This window comes from Erwinia sp. MYb375 (assembly GCF_037479175.1).
Classification (GTDB): Bacteria; Pseudomonadota; Gammaproteobacteria; order Enterobacterales; family Enterobacteriaceae; genus Erwinia; species Erwinia rhapontici.
On the sequence record NZ_JBBGZS010000011.1, the window covers coordinates 245825 to 268860 of the forward strand.

Annotated in this window: 21 protein-coding genes; 8 read left to right on the forward strand and 13 right to left on the reverse strand. The window is 54.9% G+C overall.

Annotated elements, in window-relative coordinates:
• Positions 1 to 83 precede the first annotated feature (83 nt).
• Together hutU and hutH are read right to left on the reverse strand one after the other, a co-directional pair.
• On the reverse strand, positions 84 to 1769 hold the full coding sequence (hutU, locus tag WH279_RS03655; protein ID WP_200640862.1) for a urocanate hydratase: 1686 nt from the start codon (positions 1767 to 1769) through the stop codon (positions 84 to 86).
• Between the two features lie 24 nt (positions 1770 to 1793).
• Entirely contained in the window at positions 1794 to 3338 is a 1545-nt protein-coding gene (hutH, locus tag WH279_RS03660; protein ID WP_339455049.1) for a histidine ammonia-lyase, read from the reverse strand.
• Positions 3339 to 3638: 300 nt separating this feature from the next.
• Here hutH and hutC point away from each other — a divergent pair, with 300 nt between their 5' ends.
• Positions 3639 to 4385: a histidine utilization repressor gene (gene hutC / locus WH279_RS03665; protein WP_200640858.1), complete on the forward strand. Its 747-nt coding sequence runs from the start codon at positions 3639 to 3641 to the stop codon at positions 4383 to 4385.
• Here hutC and WH279_RS03670 read toward each other — a convergent pair.
• Together WH279_RS03670 and WH279_RS03675 are read right to left on the reverse strand one after the other, a co-directional pair.
• Positions 4361 to 4918, reverse strand: a complete 558-nt coding sequence (locus WH279_RS03670) for a HutD/Ves family protein (RefSeq protein ID WP_339455050.1) — start codon at positions 4916 to 4918, stop codon at positions 4361 to 4363. The genes hutC and WH279_RS03670 overlap by 25 nt on opposite strands.
• Positions 4915 to 6270: a formimidoylglutamate deiminase gene (locus tag WH279_RS03675; RefSeq protein ID WP_339455051.1), complete on the reverse strand. Its 1356-nt coding sequence runs from the start codon at positions 6268 to 6270 to the stop codon at positions 4915 to 4917. The genes WH279_RS03670 and WH279_RS03675 overlap by 4 nt, the downstream gene beginning before the upstream one ends.
• Before the next feature lie 81 nt (positions 6271 to 6351).
• On the opposite strand from WH279_RS03675, the gene hutI reads away from it, so the two are divergent.
• Together hutI and hutG are read left to right on the forward strand one after the other, a co-directional pair.
• Entirely contained in the window at positions 6352 to 7569 is a 1218-nt protein-coding gene (gene hutI, locus WH279_RS03680) for an imidazolonepropionase (protein WP_339455052.1), read from the forward strand.
• A complete protein-coding gene (hutG, locus tag WH279_RS03685) occupies positions 7566 to 8357 on the forward strand; it encodes an N-formylglutamate deformylase (RefSeq protein ID WP_339455053.1) in 792 nt (263 codons plus the stop codon). The genes hutI and hutG overlap by 4 nt, the downstream gene beginning before the upstream one ends.
• 60 nt (positions 8358 to 8417) lie before the next feature.
• On the opposite strand, the gene WH279_RS03690 is transcribed toward hutG, so the two are convergent.
• Positions 8418 to 8939: a 5' nucleotidase, NT5C type gene (locus WH279_RS03690; RefSeq protein WP_200640849.1), complete on the reverse strand. Its 522-nt coding sequence runs from the start codon at positions 8937 to 8939 to the stop codon at positions 8418 to 8420.
• 149 nt (positions 8940 to 9088) lie between these two features.
• Positions 9089 to 9715 carry a flavin reductase family protein gene (locus WH279_RS03695; protein ID WP_200640847.1) on the reverse strand — a complete coding sequence of 209 codons (627 nt, stop codon included), beginning with the start codon at positions 9713 to 9715 and terminating at the stop codon, positions 9089 to 9091.
• 153 nt (positions 9716 to 9868) lie between these two features.
• Here WH279_RS03695 and WH279_RS03700 point away from each other — a divergent pair, with 153 nt between their 5' ends.
• Together WH279_RS03700 and rlmF are read left to right on the forward strand one after the other, a co-directional pair.
• Positions 9869 to 10405: a hypothetical protein gene (locus WH279_RS03700; RefSeq protein ID WP_133841114.1), complete on the forward strand. Its 537-nt coding sequence runs from the start codon at positions 9869 to 9871 to the stop codon at positions 10403 to 10405.
• Positions 10406 to 10550: 145 nt separating this feature from the next.
• Positions 10551 to 11480, forward strand: a complete 930-nt coding sequence (rlmF, locus tag WH279_RS03705) for a 23S rRNA (adenine(1618)-N(6))-methyltransferase RlmF (RefSeq protein WP_200640845.1) — start codon at positions 10551 to 10553, stop codon at positions 11478 to 11480.
• Between the two features lie 51 nt (positions 11481 to 11531).
• On the opposite strand, the gene ybiO is transcribed toward rlmF, so the two are convergent.
• The 6 genes from ybiO to rhtA form a co-directional block, all read right to left on the reverse strand.
• The gene (gene ybiO / locus WH279_RS03710) at positions 11532 to 13748 is read right to left on the reverse strand and encodes a mechanosensitive channel protein (RefSeq protein ID WP_339455225.1); all 2217 of its coding nucleotides are present in this window, start codon (positions 13746 to 13748) and stop codon (positions 11532 to 11534) included.
• Positions 13749 to 13910: 162 nt separating this feature from the next.
• A complete protein-coding gene (gene glnQ / locus WH279_RS03715; protein WP_133841112.1) occupies positions 13911 to 14633 on the reverse strand; it encodes a glutamine ABC transporter ATP-binding protein GlnQ in 723 nt (240 codons plus the stop codon).
• Positions 14630 to 15289 (reverse strand): glutamine ABC transporter permease GlnP, encoded by a 660-nt coding sequence (glnP, locus tag WH279_RS03720; RefSeq protein ID WP_062746608.1) that lies wholly within the window; start codon positions 15287 to 15289, stop codon positions 14630 to 14632. Before glnP ends, glnQ begins: the two co-directional genes overlap by 4 nt.
• Positions 15290 to 15381: 92 nt before the next feature.
• The gene (gene glnH, locus WH279_RS03725) at positions 15382 to 16128 is read right to left on the reverse strand and encodes a glutamine ABC transporter substrate-binding protein GlnH (protein WP_200641077.1); all 747 of its coding nucleotides are present in this window, start codon (positions 16126 to 16128) and stop codon (positions 15382 to 15384) included.
• Positions 16129 to 16469: 341 nt separating this feature from the next.
• Positions 16470 to 16973, reverse strand: coding sequence for a DNA starvation/stationary phase protection protein Dps (dps, locus tag WH279_RS03730; RefSeq protein ID WP_133842093.1), 504 nt, complete (start codon positions 16971 to 16973; stop codon positions 16470 to 16472).
• 380 nt (positions 16974 to 17353) lie between these two features.
• On the reverse strand, positions 17354 to 18238 hold the full coding sequence (rhtA, locus tag WH279_RS03735; RefSeq protein ID WP_339455054.1) for a threonine/homoserine exporter RhtA: 885 nt from the start codon (positions 18236 to 18238) through the stop codon (positions 17354 to 17356).
• A gap of 375 nt (positions 18239 to 18613) precedes the next feature.
• Here rhtA and ompX point away from each other — a divergent pair, with 375 nt between their 5' ends.
• Positions 18614 to 19123, forward strand: a complete 510-nt coding sequence (gene ompX, locus WH279_RS03740; protein ID WP_133841110.1) for an outer membrane protein OmpX — start codon at positions 18614 to 18616, stop codon at positions 19121 to 19123.
• An 80-nt stretch (positions 19124 to 19203) separates the two neighbouring features.
• On the opposite strand, the gene WH279_RS03745 is transcribed toward ompX, so the two are convergent.
• Positions 19204 to 20784 (reverse strand): phosphoethanolamine transferase, encoded by a 1581-nt coding sequence (locus WH279_RS03745; RefSeq protein ID WP_339455055.1) that lies wholly within the window; start codon positions 20782 to 20784, stop codon positions 19204 to 19206.
• 534 nt (positions 20785 to 21318) lie between these two features.
• Here WH279_RS03745 and mntR point away from each other — a divergent pair.
• Complete coding sequence (gene mntR, locus WH279_RS03750; protein WP_133841108.1) at positions 21319 to 21768, forward strand: manganese-binding transcriptional regulator MntR; 450 nt, start codon at positions 21319 to 21321, stop codon at positions 21766 to 21768.
• Positions 21769 to 21898: 130 nt separating this feature from the next.
• Positions 21899 to 23014: an SLC13 family permease gene (locus WH279_RS03755; RefSeq protein ID WP_339455056.1), complete on the forward strand. Its 1116-nt coding sequence runs from the start codon at positions 21899 to 21901 to the stop codon at positions 23012 to 23014.
• Positions 23015 to 23036: the final 22 nt, after the last annotated feature.

Genomic DNA, 23036 nt, shown 5'->3' on the forward strand with positions numbered 1-23036 from the left:
GGCAGAAAATAAGTTAGCATAAAATGGATAAGGAAAGGGGCGGGGGCAGAGAAAAACGGGCCTGAGAGCAGGCCCGTGCGGGGTTATTTGATCATGGGAAGATTCAGCTCGTGCTTGCGGGCGCAGGCTTTGGCTGTTTCATACCCCGCATCCGCATGGCGCATCACGCCGGTAGCCGGGTCGTTCCACAGTACGCGGCCAAGGCGCAAATCGGCTTCCGGGGTGCCGTCTGCGACAATCACCACGCCAGCATGTTGCGAGAAGCCCATCCCGACGCCGCCGCCATGATGCAGGCTAACCCAGGTAGCTCCGCCAGCGGTGTTCAGCAGGGCGTTCAGCAGCGGCCAGTCGGACACGGCATCCGATCCATCCCTCATCGCTTCGGTTTCACGGTTAGGTGAAGCCACTGAACCGCAGTCAAGGTGGTCACGACCAATAACCACCGGTGCTTTCAGCTCGCCGTTGCGCACCATTTCGTTGAAAGCCAGCCCAGCAAGATGACGCTCACCCAATCCCAGCCAGCAGATACGGGCAGGCAGCCCCTGGAAGGCGATGCGTTCCTGCGCCATGTCCAGCCAGCGATGTAGGTTGCTGTGATCCGGGAACAGCTCTTTCAGTTTGGCATCGGTCTTGTAGATATCTTCCGGGTCACCGGACAGGGCGACCCAGCGGAACGGACCTTTGCCTTCACAAAACAGGGGGCGAATATAGGCCGGAACAAAGCCCGGGAAATCAAAGGCATTTTTCACCCCTTCGTCCAGGGCAACCTGTCGAATATTATTGCCGTAATCCACCGTTGGAATGCCCATATGGCAGAAGTCGAGCATCGCCTGAACATGAACCGCCATCGAGGCGCGCGCGGCTTTTTCTACGGCTTTTGCATCGGTCTTACGGGTGGATTCCCAACGCGCCAGATCCCAGCCCGCAGGCAGGTAGCCGTTAATCGGGTCGTGTGCGGAGGTCTGATCGGTGACGATATCCGGCTTCATGCCCCCGGCTTTCGCACGTTTCACCAGCTCTGGCAGGATCTCGGCCGCGTTACCCAGCAGGCCCACGGAAATCGCGCGTTTTTCTTTGTTTGCCCGGTCGATAATTTCCAGCGCTTCATCGACGCTAAAGGCTTTGTAATCCAGATAACGGGTGCGCAGACGGAAATCAATACGCGACTCCTGGCACTCTATCGCCAGCACGGAGGCTCCGGCCAGCACGCCCGCCAGCGGCTGTGCACCGCCCATTCCGCCTAATCCGGCGGTCAGGATCCATTTACCAGCAAGATCGCCCTGGTAATGCTGACGTCCGGCTTCGACGAAGGTTTCAAATGTCCCCTGCACAATGCCCTGAGCCCCGATGTAGATCCAGGATCCTGCGGTCATCTGGCCGTACATCATCAGGCCAGCTTTATCCAGCTCATGGAAGTGGTCCCAGGTAGCCCAGTGCGGCACAAGGTTAGAGTTGGCAATCAGTACACGCGGCGCATCGGCGTGCGTGCGAAACACGCCCACCGGCTTGCCGGACTGTACCAGCAGGGTCTCTTCTGGTTGCAGCGCCTTCAGTGAGCGCAGGATCTGCTCAAAGCACTCCCAGTTACGTGCCGCTTTGCCGATGCCGCCGTAAACCACCAGGTCTTCCGGGCGCTCAGCGACGTCCGGGTCAAGGTTGTTCTGGATCATGCGATAAGCAGCTTCAATCAGCCAGTTAGCACAGTGTAATTCGCTGCCGTGCGGGGCGCGAATAGTGCGTGCGACGGCATTTTTTACAGATTCAGTCATGGTGTATTCCTTCTCAATATGGGCTTAGCGCGCGCGTGCGGGTTGCAGGGCGGCGATCATATCCGGCCAGCGATCCGCGCCAGCCCACAAACGCATCTGCTCGATGTCCGGTGCCATCAGGCGGTCTTTTTCCAGGTAAGGCACGCGTTCGCGGATGGCGGCGAGCACGTTTTCCAGCTGAGGGGAGCTGCGCAGTGGACGGATAAAATCAATACCCTGTGCGGCAGCCATCGCTTCGATGCCGACCACGGCAGCGGTGTTAAAGCACATCGCGCCCAGACGACGGGCGGCGTAGGTCGCCATGGAAACGTGATCTTCCTGGTTTGCGGAGGTGGGCAGGCTGTCGACGCTGCCCGGGTGAGCCAACGATTTGTTTTCAGAGGCCAGCGCAGCGGCGGTCACCTGAGCGATCATAAAGCCGGAGTTCACCCCGCCATCGTTCACCAGGAACGGCGGCAGACCCGAAAGGCCGGTATCCAGCAGCAGTGCCAGGCGACGCTCAGAGATGGCACCGATTTCGGCAACGGCCAGTGCGATGATATCGGCGGCAAAGGCCACCGGCTCGGCGTGGAAGTTACCGCCGGAAATCACTTCGCCGGTATCGGTAAACACCAGCGGGTTATCGGAGGCGGCGTTAGCTTCAATCTGCAACACCTTCGCCGCATGATTGAGATTATCCAGGCAGGCGCCCATCACCTGTGGGACACAGCGAATGGAGTAGGGGTCCTGCACGCGGCCACAGTTGGCATGCGAAGTGAGGATTTCACTGCCTTCAAGAAGCGCTGACACCGCAGCGGCCACGTCAATCTGACCCTGCTGACCACGCGCTTCATGAATGCGGTGATCGAAAGGTTTGATCGAGCCTTTAATAGCTTCCAGCGACAGAGCGCCCGCCACCAACCCGGCGGCAAACACATTCTCCCCCTCGAACAGGCCGCGCAGTGCCAGCGCCGTCGACACCTGGGTACCGTTGAGTAGCGCCAGGCCCTCTTTGGGTCCCAGCACAAAGGGCTTCAGCCCGGCGATCGCCAGTCCTTCGGTGGCAGGTATCAGTTTGCCCTGTACGCGGACGTCACCTTCACCCAGCAGCATCAGCGACAGATGTGCCAGCGGGGCCAAATCGCCGGAGGCGCCAACGGAGCCTTTTTCAGGGATGCACGGCATGATGCCTGCGTTAAACAGGGCAAGCAGTGCGTCGACAAGTTCAATGCGTATTCCTGAATGACCGCGTGCCAGACTGATGACTTTGGTCGCCATAATCACGCGCACAACATCATCTGGCAGCAGATCACCCAGCCCGACGCTGTGTGACAGAACAAGGTTACGTTGCAGCTCGGCCAGGCGTTCCGTAGGAATGGTGGTTTGCGCCAGCTTGCCAAAACCGGTGTTGATGCCGTAGGTCACTTTGCCTTCTTTGACGATCGCGGCCACCGTGGCACTCGCCTGCTGAATACGGCTGCGTGACGTTTCGTCCAGCGCCAGTGTGACACCCCCGCGATAGATCCTTTTGAGGGTGGCCAGGTCCACCTTGCCCGGCGTCAGCAGGCAATGATGCGTAGTCAGTGACATGGTATACTCCTGTATAGACAACTAAGGTTGCTGTGTTTTGTTAGGAAGACGTTAATGAGTGAAACACATGTGTATAGTCTTGTCTATACAACCAGCAAGAGTTGTGCCAGCTGCGTCACAAAAACGATTTCGAGGAAGATGTGCGTTTATTAAGGATTTTTTCCAGCAGCCCGCGCACGGCAGGCTTTCAGGTTTGCACTGCATCAGGGCATCATGCTTTATTCAGGTGCGGTCCGGATGTCTATACATATCAGGTTTTAGCCCGTAAACTTCCGTTATCAGATAATTAAGGAATCCGCTATGGTCGTGCAGACTGCCATTTCACAACTTTCCGCAGCCATGAGCGATCAGCCTGCTCCGATTTACCTGCGTGTTAAGCAGGCGATTATCAGCCAGATCCGTGAAGGGGTGTGGAAAGCCAACCAGCGCGTGCCGTCAGAAAGCGAGCTGGTCAATGAACTCGGCGTTAGCCGTATGACCATCAACCGCGCACTGCGCGAACTCACCAGCGAAGGGTATCTGATCCGTATGCAGGGGGTGGGCACCTTTGTGGCCGAAGTGAAGGGCTATACGGCAATGCTGGAAGTGCACAATATCGCAGAAGAGATCGCCCAGCGTGGTCATCGGCACAGCAGCAAAATCCTTACGCTGCGCGAATGTAAAGCCGACCCGGAACACGCGGCTGTGCTGGGATTAACCACCGGTCAGTCACTGTTCCACTCGCTGATGGTGCATTACGAAAACGAGCAACCCGTACAGCTGGAAGATCGCCTGGTGAATCCGCAAATGGCACCGGATTATCTGCAACAGGACTATGAGCATCAGACGCCTTATACCTATCTGATGCACGTGGCACCGCTGACAGCAGGTGAGCATATTGTGGAAGCGGTATTGCCAGATGCACAGCAGTGCCGTCATCTGGCAATCGAGGCTACGGAACCCTGCCTGTTGATCCGCCGCCAGACCTGGAGCGAGGGCAAGATTGTGACTTACGCGCGCCTGCTCTATCCCGGTTCACGCTATCAGTTATTCGGACGTTTTAAGTGAAGCGTGCCCCAGAGCAACTGCGCATCTTCTGACACCGGGATAAACGCCCCGGCATTGTTCTCCCACCATGCGCCCTGGCCCACTTTTAGTAGCGTTTGCTGGTGCTGCCACTGACCTGAAATCACATACACCACGCCCGCATCTGTCGCTGCAGGTGCAAAGCGCGTGGTGGCAATCCCCGCCTCCGGCAGAAAAGCACTGCGCCGTGCCATGATATTAAAATCTGTACTGATTTTGCCGGAGAGCCGGGCGCTGATGGCTTCCTCACCGCGGAAGGCGAACGGTTGATGCAGGCTCAGCGACTGATAGAGCTGATCATCACGATAGAGCACCACTTCGCCGCTTAGCAGCGTAATAATGCGGTCTATGCCGGGGAACAGGGAAAAATCGCCGTCTGCGGCAATGGTGGCAATGCTGATGCGCCAGTCAAAATCTGCCGCGCCGGGCGGATAGCTAACAATTTCCCGCGTTTCCCCACCTCCATTACGCCAGCGGGTGGCGGGCAGGCGGCGGCCCTCATACAAATGGATCATTGTAATGCCTCCAGGGCTTCACGCAGATCGGCATTGATTGCTGACTGTTGTGCATGCTGTCCGTCACGGATGCGCTGCTGTCCGGCGACAAACACATCCTGAATCTGGCTACGGTGGCCGGCAAACAGCCAGCGGTTCAGCAGTGAGGCATCGGGGGTGCTGTCCAGCAGGGCATCCCCGGCCAGCACCAGCCAGTCAGCGCGGTAGCCGGGTTGCAGGCTGCCGATCTTCACGCCGCATGCCTGAGCACCGCCCGCCAGCGCTTGCTGATACAGCACGTCACCCACTGACGGTTGCTGCGCGGTCACGATACGGTTGCGGCGGCGGTCGCGTAGCCGCTGGGCATACTCCAGCCAGCGCAACTCTTCCACGACATCCAGCGAAACATGGCTGTCAGAGCCAATCCCCCAGCGACCGCCCTGAGCCACGTAGTCGGTGGCCGGGAAAATCCCGTCCCCCAGATTGGCCTCGGTGGTCGGGCAAAGACCGGCAACGGCCTGGCTGGCGGCAAGTCGGCGGACCTCCAGTTCGTCCAGATGCGTGGCGTGAATCAGACACCAGCGTGCATCCACGTCAAAGCGATCCAGCAGCCAGCTCACCGGGCGTTCACCGCTCCAGGCCAGCGAATCATTCACCTCTTTTTCCTGCTCCGCGATGTGAATATGCACCGGAAGATCGGCGGGGCTGCTTTCCAGCACTTCGCGCATCTGCTGTTCGTTCACCGCACGCAGAGAATGGAAGCACAGCCCCTGGTTGTACAACGGCCGCCCGGCAATCAGCTGGTGCAGGCGCTGCTGCTGAGCCAAATAGGTGTTGGTATCCTGAATAAACCGTTTCTGCCCCGGCTGTGCGGGCTGGCTGCCAAATCCGGCATAACTGTACAACACGGGTAACAGCGTCTGACCAATGCCGCTGCGATCGGCGGCGTGCATCAACTGGCGCAGCATCGCGTCGTCAGAATAGGGCTGGCCATCGGGCTGATGGTGCAGGTAGTGGAATTCCGCCACCTGGGTATAGCCGCCTTTGAGCATATCAACATACAGATGCGTGGCGATGGCGCCGACCTGTTGCGGCGACAGGCGTTGCACCATGCGGTACATCAGCTCGCGCCAGGTCCAGAAGCTGTCCTGCGGGTCACCCGCTACTTCAGCCAGCCCGGCCATCGCCCGCTGGAAAGCGTGTGAATGCAGGTTGGCCATCGCAGGCAGCACGACGCCATTAAGACGCTGTGCTCCCTCAGGCGTGCTGTTGGCAGCGGTGGCGGTGATCATGCCTTGTGCGTCGACATCGATCAGGACGTTGCGTTGCCAGCCATCGGCCAGCAGGGCGCGGGGCGCAAAAAAGCGTGTCATGGTTGCTTCCTGTGCAATGAGGTTGTATATACATATACATACTTATGATTCAACAGTAAAGTGCATAACATGGGAGAGCGGATGAACCAGCAACTCAGCTGCGACCATCTTTGGTATGGGGCCGATATTGTCACCATGCAGGATGGGCGTTACAGCATCATTGAGCAAGGCGCCATTGCCGTCAGCGGGGAAGAGATTGTCTGGCTGGGGCCTTATACACACAGTACGCACATTGCGGCCAGTCAGCGCACCGATCTCGGCGGAGGGATTGTCACGCCCGGCCTGGTGGACTGCCATACGCATCTGGTGTTTGGGGGCGATCGCAGCCATGAGTTTGAACAACGTCTGAACGGGGTCAGTTACAGCGAGATTGCGGCCCAGGGCGGGGGCATTTTGTCTACCGTGCGCGCAACCCGCAGCGCTTCCCAGGCGCAGTTAGTGGCCAGTGCCCGCAAGCGCCTCGATCATTTGCTGGCCGAGGGTGTCACCACCGTTGAGATTAAATCCGGTTACGGGCTGGAAATTGCCAGCGAGCTGCGGATGCTGCAGGCCATTCGTCAACTGGCGCAGCAGGTGCCTGCACAGATCCAGGCAACCTGCCTGGCGGCACATGCGGTGCCGCCGGAGTATCAGCAGCAGCCCGATGCCTGGGTTGACGTCATTTGTGATCAGCTGTTGCCTCAGGTGGCAGCAGAAGGTCTGGCCGATGCGGTGGATGCCTTCTGCGAGCACCTGGCCTTTTCCCCCGATCAGGTACGGCGGGTCTTTACCGCGGCACAGCGACTCGGATTGCCAGTGAAGCTGCACGCAGAACAGCTGTCACCGCTGGGTGGCAGTGCGCTTGCGGCAGAATTTAATGCGCTGTCGGCGGACCATGTGGAATATGCCACTGAAACTGACGTTGCTGCGATGGCACAACACGGCACCGTTGCCGTACTGCTGCCCGGTGCTTTCTATCTGTTGCGTGAAACACAGCGCCCGCCTGTTGAGTTGTTCCGCCGTTATCAGGTGCCGATGGCGCTGGCCAGCGACGCCAATCCGGGAACGTCCCCGGCTTTGTCACTGCGTCTGATGCTGAATATGGGCTGCACGCTGTTTGGTATGACGCCGGAAGAGGCGCTGGCAGGAGTGACGCTGAACGGTGCGCGAGCACTGGGTCTGGCCGATCGACTGGGTTCACTGGAGGTCGGCAAGTTGGCCGATTTCGTTCACTGGCCACTGGTACGTCCGGCTGAACTGGTTTACTGGCTTGGCGGGCAGTTACCCTGCCGGGTCGTCTTTCGTGGAGAAGAACGATGAACGCTTATCAATTCAGCGCCGGTACGCTGCCGCTGCTGCTCAGTATTCCCCATGCGGGCACGCAGCTCACCCCTGAAGTGGAGGCCGGCTTAAGTGATGCCGCGCGCGGGCTACCCGATACCGACTGGCATATTCCTCAGCTGTACGACTTTGCCCGGGCAATGGGCATCAGCGTGCTGGTGGGCAACTATTCACGCTTTGTTATCGACCTCAATCGTCCGCCGGATAATCAGGCGCTGTACACGACGGCCACCACCGGGCTTTACCCGGAAACCCTGTTTGACGGCTCTCCAACGTTTGCCCCGGGAAAAACACCCACACCGGTACAGCGTGAAGGGTATCTGCACCATATCTGGCAGCCGTATCATGACAAAATCGAGCAGGAGCTGGCGCGGATCAGGCATCAATTTGGTTATGCGCTGTTATTTGACGCCCATTCGATAGCGTCAGTGATCCCACGTTTATTTGATGGAAAATTACCTGATGTGAATCTGGGAACCAACGATGGTGCCAGCTGCCACCCGGAACTGGCGCAACAGCTCACTGCGTGCTGCGATGCGCAGTCACAGTTTAGCTGGGTGCTGAATGGGCGCTTTAAAGGCGGCTATATTACCCGCGCTTACGGTAAACCGCAGGAGAACCAACATGCGGTGCAGCTGGAGCTGGCGCAGTGTCATTATATGGATGAGCAGCCGCCCTTTGGCTGGAGAGAAGATAAAGCCAGCAGCCTACAACCGCTGCTTAAGCAGCTGATCGAGACGCTGCTGCGCTTCGGCAAATCGCGTTGATCTTGCGGGCGCACTAGTATTGCGCCCTGATTTTATCTGCCTTACAACAAAGTTTCTGTCTTATAACAACAGTGTTTCAATGTCCTGCCAGTTTTCCACGCGTCGGTAGCCCGTCACATGGCGGTTATGCGGCGCCGAATAGAGAATGCCTTCCCCGCAGAAATTCGCGAAGTTAATCACGTTGTCATCGATCATATAGTCGGCATTGATAATGCTTTTGTTGCCGCAGAACACGATGTTGCTGGGTTTGATGGCCGGGAAGTGCTGTTTTAGCCACTGAAACTTGGCGTTGAACGATGTCGGCACTTCCATCGCAGCGGTCGTAATAAAAATCTCGTAATGCTCGCTCAGCCGGGCGATCACCCGCTGACTGTCGGCGATCACGCCCAGGTCGGCAAAGAAGGTGGGGTCGCCGACCAGCTCAAAAATTTCCACCAGTTTCTCTGGATCGTCCTGATGCAGATTAAACAGGTTCAGCTCATCCAGCGTCAGCTGCTGTGAAAAATGGGCGTTCCAGGTGGCTAACATCTTTGTATGAAAATCAGCGATGACTTCATCCATATCGATGGCGATGCGTTTCATAATCACTCCATGACAAACGTTTTTTAGAACTCGCATCATAGCAAAAAACCTTGCGGGCGGCATGTCGGCGTTTGTCATACCTGCCTCACTGAATGGCCTGTTATCTGACGTTTATTCGATTGCACCTGTCGGGCAGGCCCGACAGGTATTCAACCCCGGGCATCCGGCCTGACCATATCAAACTTTAATGCTTCACTGATGCCGTAATAGGCTGAGGGGCCGCCTGCACGCAGGATCGGTTCTGCTTTCGCCGTCTGATAGATTCCTTCAACCAGCAGATCCTGATCAATATGGATCGCCACCACTTCGCCCAATACCAGCCAGGTCGGGATTTGCTCGCCATCGGCGGTTTGCAACTGGATGCACTGTGAGAGTCGGCACTCAAAATTGACCGGGCTTTCGGCCACCATACTGACGTTCACCAGGCTGGCGGGCAGGGCAGTCAGCCCCGCATAAGCAAACTCATCCTCGCCGTGGGCCAGAGAGGCTGAGCTTTCATTCATCGGAACGGCCAGCGAACGTGTCGCCAGGTTCCAGACGAATTCTCCGGTTTCAACGATGTTCGCCACGCTGTCTTTCCAGCCGCTGCTGGCGAACCCAATCACCGGAGGGCGATAATTAAAGCAGTTGAAGAAGCTATAGGGTGCGAGGTTGCGCTGCCCGGCCGCATTCTGTGAACTGATCCAGCCAATCGGGCGCGGACCAATAATCGCATTGAGTGGATCGTGCGGCAGGCCGTGGCCCTGTTTAGGTTGATACGAATGACGCGTACGCAAAGGGAACTCCTATAATAATAAAGATAAATATTAATGACTTAAGTCAAATGCATTCAGTTGGGAAATCATTTGAAACATGCAATATATTAAGGGCGCTATCTATGAAGATATGCCCTTATATTTTTTAAGGAACTTAATTTTAAGGAGCTTTACATGTATTCAAACGCTTCGCGTTTTACTGCAACCCCTCTTCTGATTGCTGCCGCGGTACTGTTTTCGGCCACAGCGGCGACGGCGGCGGATAATAGCGCATTTTTTGATGCCGCATTATGCAAACCAGCTTACACCACCAAGGCTGCCAGCGCGCTCTACAATGAAGCAGAAAAAGTGTCCAAATATCAGCTGGTGGGGGCAATGGCGGTTTACCCGCTGACTGAAGCTGTGGTCAAAGATGGTTACAGCACCAAAGCCTTTGTGCTGGCAGGTACCACCTACGGCGTGCTGGTCGAAGGCAATAAAGCTGATGAGCTGGCGAAAACTTATCAGTTAACGCCTGAGCCAAAAAACCCGATGATCGTGGCGACCAAAAGCTACATTCGCGTATTAGCCGATGCCGACCAGCCTTCACCGGAGATGGGACGCGTGGCGATCACTGCACGTGAAGCGCAGGGGATCCCGGGTAAGACACTGCTAAGCTGCGAGTTTACGTCATTAGCCGATCTCGAAGCGATGAAAGCGATGGCGAAATAGTCAGCACAAAAATCAGGGCCGTCAGGCCCTTTTTCTCTCAGCAGGCGTTGCCCAGCCGCAGGCACAACGCGTGAATTATCTGCCAGTGGTTTACCATTAATAGCGCAGCAGGTATCTTACGCGTCTGCTGATAAGAGAATGACTGATGAAAACCCCTGTTGAAAAAAATGTGCTTCACCCCCGTAATCGTCATCGCGGCCGCTACGATTTTGCCGCGCTGATTGCCAGCCATCCCCCCCTGGCACCTTTTGTCGCGGTCAATAACTGGGGCAGTGAGTCCGTGGACTTCGGCAATCCCGATGCCGTTAAGGCGCTGAACCAGGCCCTGCTGAGCCATTTTTATCAGATCGCCCACTGGGATATCCCGGAAGGTTTCCTCTGCCCGCCAGTGCCGGGACGTGCCGATTATATTCATCATCTTGCTGATCTGCTGGCGGAAGATAACCGCCGCGTGGTGCCGCGTGACATTAACGTGCTGGACGTCGGCTGCGGTGCAAACCTGATCTATCCGTTGATTGGCCACAGCGAATACCAGTGGCGCTTTACCGGCAGTGAAGTCAACGAGCAGGCGATGACATCCGCCAATGCGATTATTGCGGCGAATCCGGGCCTAAACCGTGCCGTTCGTCTGCGCCGTCAGAAAGACACTAACGCGATTTTTAAAGGTGTGATTCACAAAAGCGAGCTGTATCAGGCCGTACTGTGTAACCCACCGTTCCACGCATCCGCAGCCGATGCTCATCAGGGCAGCCAGCGCAAGCTGCGCAATTTGGGGCTGGATCGCCACTCTCCGTTGAACTTCGGCGGGCAGCAGGACGAATTGTGGTGTGAAGGCGGCGAAGTGGCGTTTATTAAGCGCATGATTGAAGAGAGCGCCAGCTTCGGCCGTCAGTGCGTGTGGTTCACCACGCTGGTATCACGCAAAGAGCATCTGCCGGAGCTGTGGCGTGCGCTGGAAGAGGCGGATGTTGCTGCCATGCGTACCGTTGAAATGGCGCAGGGACAGAAGCAGAGCCGCTTTATTGCGTGGAGTTTTATGGAACAGCCCCAGAGAACCCGCAACCTTAATCTTTAACGTTGCCGCTGCGTGCGTCGGCCCGTTTCGGTTAAGCGGGCGTCAAACACCTTATTTCGGGGCTTCCAGCGCTTCAAGGCTGGCAGCTCCGTCAATACTGGTTCCGGTCTGCATCACCTGCACCGTCTGGTGCGGTGCTTTAATTCCCGCTGCATCAAAGTGTTTCTTCACCATCCCATCCAGTGCGAAACGTACCGTCCACTGTTTCAGCGGTTGAGTGGTGAACGACACGCGCACCGTGAAGGACTGATTGGTTAAGCCCACCAGACCGGAAAATGCCGGCTCCCCGATCACCATTGCGCGAATACTGTCGTCTTCCAGCAGCGCTTTCACTGCCGCCTGTAGCGTGGTGTTAACCCGTTCCGTGTCTTCCCGGCGGTCGACATCATAGTTGGCGACAAAGGAACCGATGCCGCGTACGAAGTTGGCAAAGGTGGTGATCGAAGACCAGGGAATAATATGATACGCCCCGGTATCCTGGCGTACACCAACGGAACGAATCGACATCCGCTCTACCGTGCCGGTAATCGGCCCGATGGTCACCAGATCTCCGGTATTCATGCCGTTTTCAAACTGAATAAACACCCCGGTAATAATATCCTTCACCAGCGTTTGTGAACCGAACGACACGGCCAGTCCCAGCGCCCCGGCGCCGGCCAGCAGTGGCGCAATGTTCACCCCAATCTCGGACAGCAATATCATGATGGTGATGGTGCTGATAATCACCGCCAGCGCGTTACGGAACAGCGTCAGCAGCGTGCGAGTGCGTGCGCTGGGCATAGGACGTCCGTGGGAGTCAGATGCCAGACGGCTCTCAATCAGGCTGGCGAGCAGCGTCCAGCCTACTGCGGAGAAGAACAGGATCACCACAATACGAATAATCATATCCACCAGCTTTTCCCCGGCACCCGCTGTCAGCCAGTGCCAGAGGTCGAACAGGTTCCACGCGTTTAGCAGCATCAGGGTGACGGCAAATACGGTAATGATCCGTGCCAGCTTCAGCATCGCTGAGACCCAGCCGTTGACCCGATTTTGCAACTCCGGGTAACCGCGGCGCAGCTCGGGTGACAGCACAATGGTTTTGCTGATCCAGCGCGTCAGCATACCGGAGACCAGCGCACCGATGCTGATAATGGCCAGCGAACGAACGGTCGCTGCCATCATAAACTTCAGGCTGTCGCCAGGGTTGAACATTGAGAACAGAAACAGGGCGATAAAATAAGCGCTGGCCAGCCAGTGCCAGATCAGCGCAAAGGCACGGATAAACAGCCCGAAAAAGGCCAGCGAACGGTCGGCGAGGCGCGTCAGCTCCTGCTGGATATTGTGCTTGTTATGGAAAATCAGATACAGCGCCCAGACAGTCATCAGCCCCATAACGGCCACATTCACCAGCGCGCCGACCTGCACGTTTACCTGGTTAGACACAATCGGCACAATCACCAGCAGGCCGTAACCAATCAGCCCGCTCAGCCAGCTCAGACGGGTGCACCAGTAGTGTGCGCGGTCATCGCTAAGATGGAAAAAACGCAGCTGCGGATAACGCGGGCAGAACATCAGGCGCAGAATGGCTTTGAAAAATTCGATGAGCGCAAAGGCATTGAGGAACAGTCCCTGTTGATAGGCGATGGTCCGGCTGCCGGTGTTCATATTGTCACTGAGGATCTGCCCGACAAACAACGCCAGTGCCAGCAGCAGCAGGTCGATGATAAAGGCGGCAGCAATCATGCCCGGCAGATGCAGCCAGCTACGGCGGTCGGCGTTCTTCTGGCGTCCCCAGGCACCCATACGGCGGTAGAGCGGTGAGGCTGCCCAGCGTATCAGCCAGTAAAAAGTAAACAGACCTGCCGCCAGCATGGCGAAATGCCGGAACGCGTTAAAGAAGGTTTGCTGATTAAAGGGTTTGTGCGGGGCATCGACGATATTGCGGTGCAGCTGTTGCAGGCGAGAGGCAAATTCACCGCCAAAGTGGCGGCTGACGTCAGTCACGCCTTGTAAGACGGTTTTATCGTCGTCTTCCGTGGGCGGTGTCAGTACCGGTTCTTTGTTGGCAGGCGATGTAGCGGCAGCGGTGCGCAGCTGTTCAATTAGCGCCTGACGAGACTGGTCATTGTCGAGAATATTCGCGAGGGCGGCATAGGCCGCTTTCTTATCATCACGATCCGGTTCTGCCTGGCTGCTGCTGATTTGCGGGGACTGCGAGGCGGCGACAGCGGCGGCAGGAAGCGTGACGGCCTGTATTGACGGAACCCCGCCGATAAATACCAGCATGAGCAAACAGAGTCGCAACAACGTGGCGAATCCTGACATCCTCTTCTCCTGTAGTGGCGATCAGCAGAAAAGTATAGACCTTCAAGGCGGTATGGGAGGGTAAGAGGAGATTTTGAGACAAGACGAAAAGCAGGGGCGAATGCAGGTTCGCCCCTGAGGGGATTACGACACGTGCTGTAAGAACTCACGCAGACGGGCGCTTGGCGGGTTGGAGATCAACTCGTCAGGATTGCCGTCTTCCGCAATGCGGCCTTTATCGATAAAGATCAGGCGCGATGCCACTTTCTGCGCAAAGCCCACTTCGTGGGTCACGATGACCATGGTCATGCCTTCTTCAGCCAGGTCCTGCATCACTTTTAACACTTCGTGACGCAGCTCCGGGTCAAGCGCAGAGGTGGGTTCATCGAACAGCATCATTTTCGGTTTCACTGCCAGTGCACGGGCAATCGCCACGCGCTGCTGCTGGCCACCGGACAGCTCGGAAGGGAAGTGATTCGCGCGTTCAGCCAGGCCGACTTTGCCCAGCAGTTCCTTCGCCAGACGCTGAGCATCGGCTTTTTTCGCACCGCGTACGCGGATAGGACCGAAGGCAACGTTGTCCAGCGCGCTCATCTGTGGGAACAGATGGAACTGCTGGAACACCATGCCTGCTTCCTGGCGGATCAGACGATCGTCCACTTTCGGGTCGTTGACCTTTTTGCCATCAACAATCAGATCGCCGCTGGTGATCTCTTCCAGTTTGTTGATGCAGCGCAGCAGCGTGGATTTACCGGAACCCGATGGGCCGATAATCACCACCACTTCGCCCTGGTTAATTTTCAGGTCGATGTCATGCAGGACCTGAGTAGCACCGAAGTGCTTGGAAACATTTTTAAATTCAATCACAGGATTTTCATCCTTCTCTCAAGGCGACGCAGAACGAAACTCAGCACCAGCGTAATAATCAGATAGATAACCGCAACGGCGCTCCAGATTTCCAGTGCGCGGAAGTTACCTGCAATAATTTCCTGTCCCTGGCGGGTCAGTTCTGCCACACCGATCACGATAAACAGTGAGGTGTCTTTGATGCTGACGATCCACTGGTTACCCAGCGGTGGCAGCATACGGCGCAGTGCCAGCGGCATAATCACGTAGCGCAGCGTTTCACGGCTGGAGAGGCCCAGCGCCAGGCCGGCTTCACGGAAGCCACGGTTAATCGACAGCACCGCACCACGCGTAATCTCAGCGATGTAGGCACCTGAGTTGATCATGATGGTCACCACCGCTGCAGTGAACGGGTCGATCCTGAAATCGGGCAGTGCCATTGGCAGTGCGAAATAGATAAACATCACCTGCACCACGATAGGAGTGCCACGGATCAGTTCAATGAAAACCAGCGCGATGTTGCGTGAAAGCCAGCCACCGTAGGCGCGGGCGAAACCCGCGGCCAGACCGATGATCACGCCGCCAAGGAGACCGAGGACCGAAATCCACAGGGTCATTTTGGCACCTTCAAGCAGGATTGGAATAGCAGGCCAGATGGCGCTCCAGTCAAACTGCATGTTTATTCTCCGGATCTAAAACAGTGTGTTGATGTGGAAAAAACGCAGGAGCAACACGCTCCTGCGTTTAAGGAATGACCGATATTTTCTTATTATTTAGGTTCGCTGCCGAACCATTTTTTGTACAACGTATTGTAGGTGCCGTTCTCACGCAGTGTTTTCAGTGCGCCGTTCACTTTCCCACGCAGTTCGTCGCTGCCTTTCGGGAAGGCGATGCCGTACTGCTGGGCTTCAATTGAATCACCTACTGCCTTGAACTGGCCTTTGCCTGCAGTGTGGATGAAGTAAAGAATGTTTGGTGTGTCGTGCAGCACCGCGTCAGCACGGTTGGTGCCCAGTTCCATATAGGCATTGTCGATGTTCGGGAACTGACGCAGATCTTTAAATTTGATGTGCTGTTTAGCGTAGTCAACCGATCCGGTGCCGCTCTTCACTGCAACCACTTTACCGTTCAGGTCATTGATGCCTTTAATGGCATCGTTACCCGCTTTTACCATCACTAACAGGCCGCTTTTGTAGTAGCCGTCAGAGAACTCGATCGCTTTTTGGCGCTCTTCAGTAATGGTGATACCGGCCAGAGCCAGGTCAACGTTACGGGTTTGCAGCGCAGGAATGATGCCGCTGAAGTCCATTGGCTTCAGGGTGTATTCCATGTTGAGTTGTTTGGCAATCGCATCCCACAGGTCGATGTCGAAACCGACATATTTATCACCCTGTTTGAATTCAAAAGGCACGAAAGCGGTATCGGTAGCAACAACCAGTTTTTTGTCAGCAGCCGTGGAAGACATCGCAAACGCCAGCGTCAGCGCTGCAAGAGAAACCTTAAAAATTGACTTCATCATTTTATCCTTATCGCTTCTCGGGAAAGGTCTTTCCCGATTAAATGCCCGCAGCCCTATGAAAGAATCGTGCCATTTTTGCAAAAACAATGAAAAACAGCAAGTTAAATGCGATTTTTCTTAAGCTCATTGACAGGGTTCAGGGTGGTGCACAATTTTGGTGCCCCATTATAGTGCGCTGTGTCTATGGTGGTGCATCAGCAGTTTTAGCAAATTACGGGATAAAAACAACAGATAGTGTCGGGGGGGATTAATTTAATGTCACAGAGTTCTTACTTTAGCAACATTTTGGCAAAAAAAAGGCAGATGGATAACCATCTGCCTGGGACTGAGCGGGGGGATTATTCGATGTTAGATTCGATAAACCACAGGAATTTATCCAGGTCGCGTGATGCTGCAGTAAAGATATCAGCTGAGTCTTCATCCGAGACTTCACTGATGGCTTTGCGCACGTCATTAGCCACGATGCCATAACGATCGGCCAGCGCTTTCAGGTGATCCTGCACGCTGTGAATATTCAGCGGATAGCTTTTCAACGGTGTTTTGTCGGCAACAATCTGCGTGGTGCCCAGCGCCACGCCACCCAGCTGCACAACGCGTTCTGCAATGGTGTCCTGGTGGTCGGTGATCGCGGTACGGAAGCCATCAAGCATCTCGTGGACGCCAATAAAGTTTGCTCCGCGCATGTTCCAGTGCGCCTGCTTGGTAATCAGCGACAGATCGATAAATTCAATAACCAGACGATTAAGCACCTCAATGGTGGCTTTTTTCTCGTCATCGGCCACGTCGTTACGGGTGTAAATCAGATCAGAAGATTTTGCTTTAACCAGTTTAGCGGTACTCATCATTAATATCCTCTTGATAGTCAGGTTGTCCTAATTGAATACGGGATTAAGTATAGCACTGGTTTTTAATTTTGCAGGAAAGTTAGTGCCTATTGATTGAATAGTGCTGGCCTGTTGACCGAATAAAGACAGAGAAGGGTGAGGTTAAATAATGATGCGAATGATTTTTGTTTATTTTATTATTCTATCTTTCTGTTTTTAAAGGGTAATTGTTTTAATTTTGCATTAAGTGATTCATTTTTATTAAAATTATAACTGGATGTTTCTGGTGGGGTAATTAACCCATTTGTCACAATTCGCGCTGTGGAATTAAGCATGGAGGATGTCATCACCTGCGGGAGATACATTTCCCGCAGGCTGGGGGCCGTTTATTATCTTAATTACCCCACCGGGTCAATGTCCTGCTTTGCCGGACGCATCGTCAGGGTTGAACCCGCCGAGGCGGTAATAATAGCCAGCAGTGCCAGCCACTGCACCAGCGTGAGCACTTCACCCAGGAAAAGCATGCCAGAGATGGCCGCCATCGCCGGTTCCAGGCTCATTAACGTTCCAAAAGTCCGTGCAGGCAGACGTGTCAGGGCGATCATTTCCAGTGAGTAGGGTAGAGCGCTGGAGAGCACCGCAATCGCCAGGCCAATGGGGATCAGTGATAAGGTCCAGATCCCGGGGTTGGCATACGCCAGGCCCAGCGGTACAAACACCAGCGCACCAATCAGGGAGCCTGCCGCCACGGTGGCCGGGCCGTGCTGGCTACCCGCACGTTTGCCCGCCAGAATATACACTGCCCATAGGGCGCCAGCGGTGAGCGCATATATCGCACCAACCGGGTCTATGCTATCAATGCTATGCCCGATCGGCAGCAGGAAGAACAGCCCCAGTACGGCCAGCCCTACCCAGAGAAAATCCAGAGGGCGTCGTGATCCTGCGAGCGCCAGCACCAGCGGGCCGGTAAACTCCAGTGCCACGGCAATACCCAGCGGTACAGTGCGTATCGATAAATAGAAGGAATAGTTCATTCCGCCCAGCGCCAGACCGTAGATCACCAGTGGCAGGATTTGCTGACGGTTGAAGCGCAGCCGCCAGGGTTTGAAGATCACGCAGAGAATAAGCGTGCCCAGACCAAGACGCAGGGCGGTAATGCCTGGTGCACCCACGGTAGGAAACAGTGTTTTGGCCAGCGCAGCGCCGCCCTGAATAGACGTCATGGCAATCAGCAGTACCAGCACAGGTAACCAGACAGCATTTTTTACGTGTGAAGAAGACATCCTGTATTCCAGCCTTAATTGATCCGTTTCGAAGATAAACGCGCTGTGACAGTGTACTGGAAGGCGCTGCTAAACCCAGAGAGGGGGAAAAAATAAGTGAAAAAAACAGAAATTTTGTCAGAAAACAGGGCCAGTTCAGTAAAGAACTGTCAGATTTGATTAGGATTTATCTCAATGAAGCTTTTTTTACAGTCGATAAAAATAGAATGGAAATAGCCATAAATATAAGAAAAAAGAATGACATAGAATGCATCATTAACTTTCTGTTACACCAAACATTCTGTTAGACAACAAAATCAGGGCAGAGTTTCTCGCTGATTTTTGTTATATTTTCAGCGTTGTCAGGAGAGAAGTACTTTCACATTTGAGGTGGTTATGAAAAAAATTGCATGTCTTTCAGCATTAGCTTGCGTACTGGCAGTATCTGCTGGTTCAGCAATGGCACAGAGCACCGTTTCCGCTGGTTACGCTCAGAGTGATTACCAGGGCGTTGCTAACAAAGCAAACGGCTTCAACCTGAAATACCGCTACGAAAACGGCAGCGATGCACTGGGTTGGATTGGTTCTTTCACATACACTGAGAAAGACCGTACCGATGCAGGCGACTACATCAAGGGCCAGTACTATGGCATCACTGGTGGTCCAGCTTACCGTCTGAATGACTGGGCAAGCATCTACGGTGTTGTGGGTATCGGCTACGGCAAATACCAGTACAACGAACCAAACCGTGAAAAATATGATTCAAGCGACGTAGGTTTCTCCTACGGTGCTGGCCTGCAGTTCAACCCAATCCAGGACATCGCTCTGGACGTGGGTTACGAGCAGAGCCGTATCCGCAGCGTTGACGTTGGCACCTGGACTGCTGGCGTAGGTTACAGCTTCTAAGTTGCTAACCGCAAGTCCGGATTACCGGACTGACGTTGAAGAATCCGCCCCTTGGGGCGGATTTTTTTTATGTGAATGTCCTACTTAGCAAAATGATCCTGCGGCAGTTGATTAAACGGCAGGCGCTTCAGTGCAAAGTTAGTGACTTCAATCGGTGGCGCTTTCTCTGCGGATACAAAGCGGTAGCGTGATGTAATTTCCCTCGTCTTAATCCCCGTCCACTGTGAGAACAGCATCAGGAAATCATTGGCTGAGCGCGGCGTAGTGATCATCTGATGACGACTGTCGTTACTGGAGCTGATAAACATCGGCACCTCAAAGTTCTGACGATATTTATCATCGTGAGTCAGATACTCGTTACGCGTCCCTTTCTCTTTAAATGCCAGGCCGTGATCGGAAAAATAGATCATCGAAAAAGTCAGACCGCTGCTGTGTAACTGCTCCCAGAGCTGCTGCAGGAAACCATCGGTCTGCGTCATGCTGTACAGATAGCACGAGGTTTCCAGCGAATGCAGACGTTCGACAAAGCGACCATGCGTGCGATCACAGGCCTTCGGATGTGAACCGACAAGGTGATACACCAGTAAGCGAGGACGATCGACCGGACGTGCCAGTGCACCCGGCGTATAACTCAACAGGTCTTCATCCCGCGTGTTTTTATCCGCTTCAAAGTCGCCGCTTTTAAGGAAATGCACATTTTTGGCTCGCTGAGCAATGCTGGCAATCGGCGTATCATATTGACCAATCTGGCCCTGGTTCGACATCCACCAGGTATCAAACCCGGCGCGGTTAGCGAGAGTAATGATATTGTTCTGGTATTCAGGGTTACCGTCCACCACCTGATTAAGCGTCAAGCCCAGCGATTTCTGAGTGGAGGATGCCGCCGAGGTATAGCGGGTGAAAAACTGGCCGTTAAGCTGGCTGGCAAAAGGCGTATTATCCCAGTCCCCGCCAAAGGCACCCAGCGCATCACGACGCGCGCTTTCCCCAATGACCACCACGTAAATCTGTTGCTGGGGTTTAACGCTTAACACATGCCAGTCGTCTTTCAGCATGGCGAGCTGGTTCATCCGGTCGATCTCTTTATCGACAGAAAACTTACTTTCCAGCGTATCTTTCACAAAGCGCACCAGTGGGAAACCGGTATCCTTCAGATTAAACACCCCGCCCGTCAGCTGATTCATCACTGGCTGTGTCACCCACGCCACCAGTACGAAAGCGAGGCAGGCACTTTCCGCGTGCCACCAGCGCTGTTTTTCCAGTGGTTTACGCCTGAGCGCCAGCAGTCCGGCGGCCAGAATGGCCATGCCAATAAAATAATCATGCAGCGGGAAGATCAGCATTATTTCACTGGCTTCTTCCACATTGGTCGCGTGCAGTGCCAGCAGGGTATTAAAATTGGGTGGACCATAAACCTGACCAAAAGGGTAATAGAACCCGGCCATCAGTACACCGACGGCAATCAGCGTTTTTTGCGTTTTCGGGGCAACCGCCGCCAGCAGCACCAGCAGTGCCGTAAAAGCCAGGCTGTATAAACCGCTTAGCGGGTAACCGAATGCCAGATTAATCAGAACGGATAAAAGTAAATACAGCCCAACGTACGGGCTAACCCAGGCACGATAACGGCCTGCTGTAGCAGTTTTAATTAATGTCAGATTCATTATGGGTTCTTATTAGGGAAAGCTATAGCTATAGCGGCCATTCAGTTCGACGCTGAAGTGGCAAACTGCCTGATACAACTCGTAAGATCATGGGGGAAGGGGTGGGGTGGAGCCCGATCGGCCTGCATTCTTTACGAAAGGCTGGCACGATAATCGCTGTTTTGCCGAAAGGCAACCAGCATCATCAATAAGTTCTGTGAAGTGACAGACAAAATAGTCGGAACAAGCGCTGAGTGGTGCTGAGTGGTTAAGAAGCCTGACGGGCAGGCTTCGTATTCACCAGCATTTCCAGCAGCATCAGCCGGAGTGTAAACGGCGAGCGGCAAAAGAGTTTGAGTAGCAGTGGTGTTTTCATCTGATGTCCCTCCGGTCAATCAGGATATGCGCGAATTATCATCAGGTATAGCACAGGCTATACCCTATAGCCATAGCTAATACGCTAAATTTTGTGCTTGCCTGCGGTTCGTTTACAATGTGGCACACAACAGACCGCTGCCCGCTATAATGCAGCGGCTGATAAGAAGAGGAAGCTGAATGAGTCGTCGCGCAAAAGTGGCAGTGCCCGCGCCACTGAAAGATATTGAAGAGCATGTCGAGGGTTTCCGTCAGGTACGTGAAGCGCACCGCCGTGAATTAATCGATGACTATGTAGAGCTGATTTCTGACCTGATCCGCGAGTTTGGTGAAGCCCGCCAGGTGGATATGGCTGCTCGCCTGGGCGTGTCGCAGCCAACGGTGGCCAAAATGCTTAAACGTCTCGCCACAGGCGGGCTGGTTGAACAGGTACCTTACCGGGGCGTTTTCCTGACACCGGAAGGGGAAAAACTGGCTGAAGAGAGCCGCGAGCGTCACCATATTGTTGAAACCTTCCTGCTGGCACTGGGTATCAGCCCGGATACCGCACGCCGCGATGCGGAAGGGATTGAGCATCATGTCAGCGATGAAACGCTGGCCATCTTTAAAAAATTTAGCGAAAGTCGTTAATCACCTTCTTCCCCCATCACTGGCGTTGCCTGTGGCAGCCCTGACGAACCTTGCCCCATCCAGGGACGGTCCATCGGGCGTATGCTGATGCAGCGTCAGGGATAAAGGGGATACCACATGGCGCGCCAGCATGACTTCTCTGCTCAGACCTTTTTTGCACGATCGTTTTTTGCATCTGTTGGTGGTTCTGGGGCTGCTGCTGGCCTGTTTTGTGCCTTTCCGGCTGGCGGAACTGCCTGGTGCTGTAGACTGGCCCACCATTATCACGCTGTGCGGCTTGCTGATGCTGACCAAAGGCATTGAGGCCAGCGGTTATTTTGATGTGCTCGGGCGTCGTCTGGTGCAGGGCTTTCGCCATCAACGCCAGTTAGCGCTGTTTCTGGTGGCCGCCGCCGCACTGCTCTCAACGTTCCTGACCAACGACGTTGCTCTGTTTATTTTGGTGCCGCTGACGCTCTCTCTGCGAAAGTATTCCTCGCTGCCGATTGCCCGCTTAATTATCTTTGAAGCCCTGGCGGTGAACGCGGGTTCGCTGCTCACCCCTATCGGTAATCCGCAAAATATTCTGCTGTGGCGTCACGGTGATGCAGGCTTTGCTGGTTTTATCTGGCAGATGTTACCACTGGCCGGATGGCTGGTGCTCAGCCTGCTGTTACTGACCGCCTGCTGTTTCCGCGCGAAGAAGATTGAGCAGCATCAGACGTCAGAGGATGCCCCCTGGCAGCGCCGGTTGCTGTTCGCCAGCGCGCTGCTTTATCTGCTGTTTATTACGGCGCTGGAAATGGATCTCGCCATCTGGGGGCTGGTGCTGGTCTTTGCTACCTTCTTTGTGCTGGCGCGTCGCATCCTGTTAAGCATCGACTGGAGCCTGCTGGTGGTGTTTATTGTGATGTTTATCGATGTCTTCCTGCTGACGAAGCTGCCGCTGGTACAGTCCACCCTGCATCTGGCCGGGCAGCTTCCGGCTGGAGGGCAGTTTTTGCTGGCCGCGGGGCTGTCGCAGGTGATCAGTAATGTTCCTGCCACCATCCTGCTGTTGAGCAGCCTGCCGCCGTCGGTGCTGCTGGCCTGGGCGGTGAATATTGGTGGATTTGGTTTGCTGCCAGGCTCGCTGGCCAATCTGATTGCGCTGCGCATGGCAAAAGATCGCTCTATCTGGTGGCACTTCCACCTCTATTCCCTGCCGATGCTGGTGTGGGCGTTAGTCAGTGGTTGGGGGCTCTACTTGTTTATTCATGCGAACTGACGTCAGGCAATTCCGTATTTGT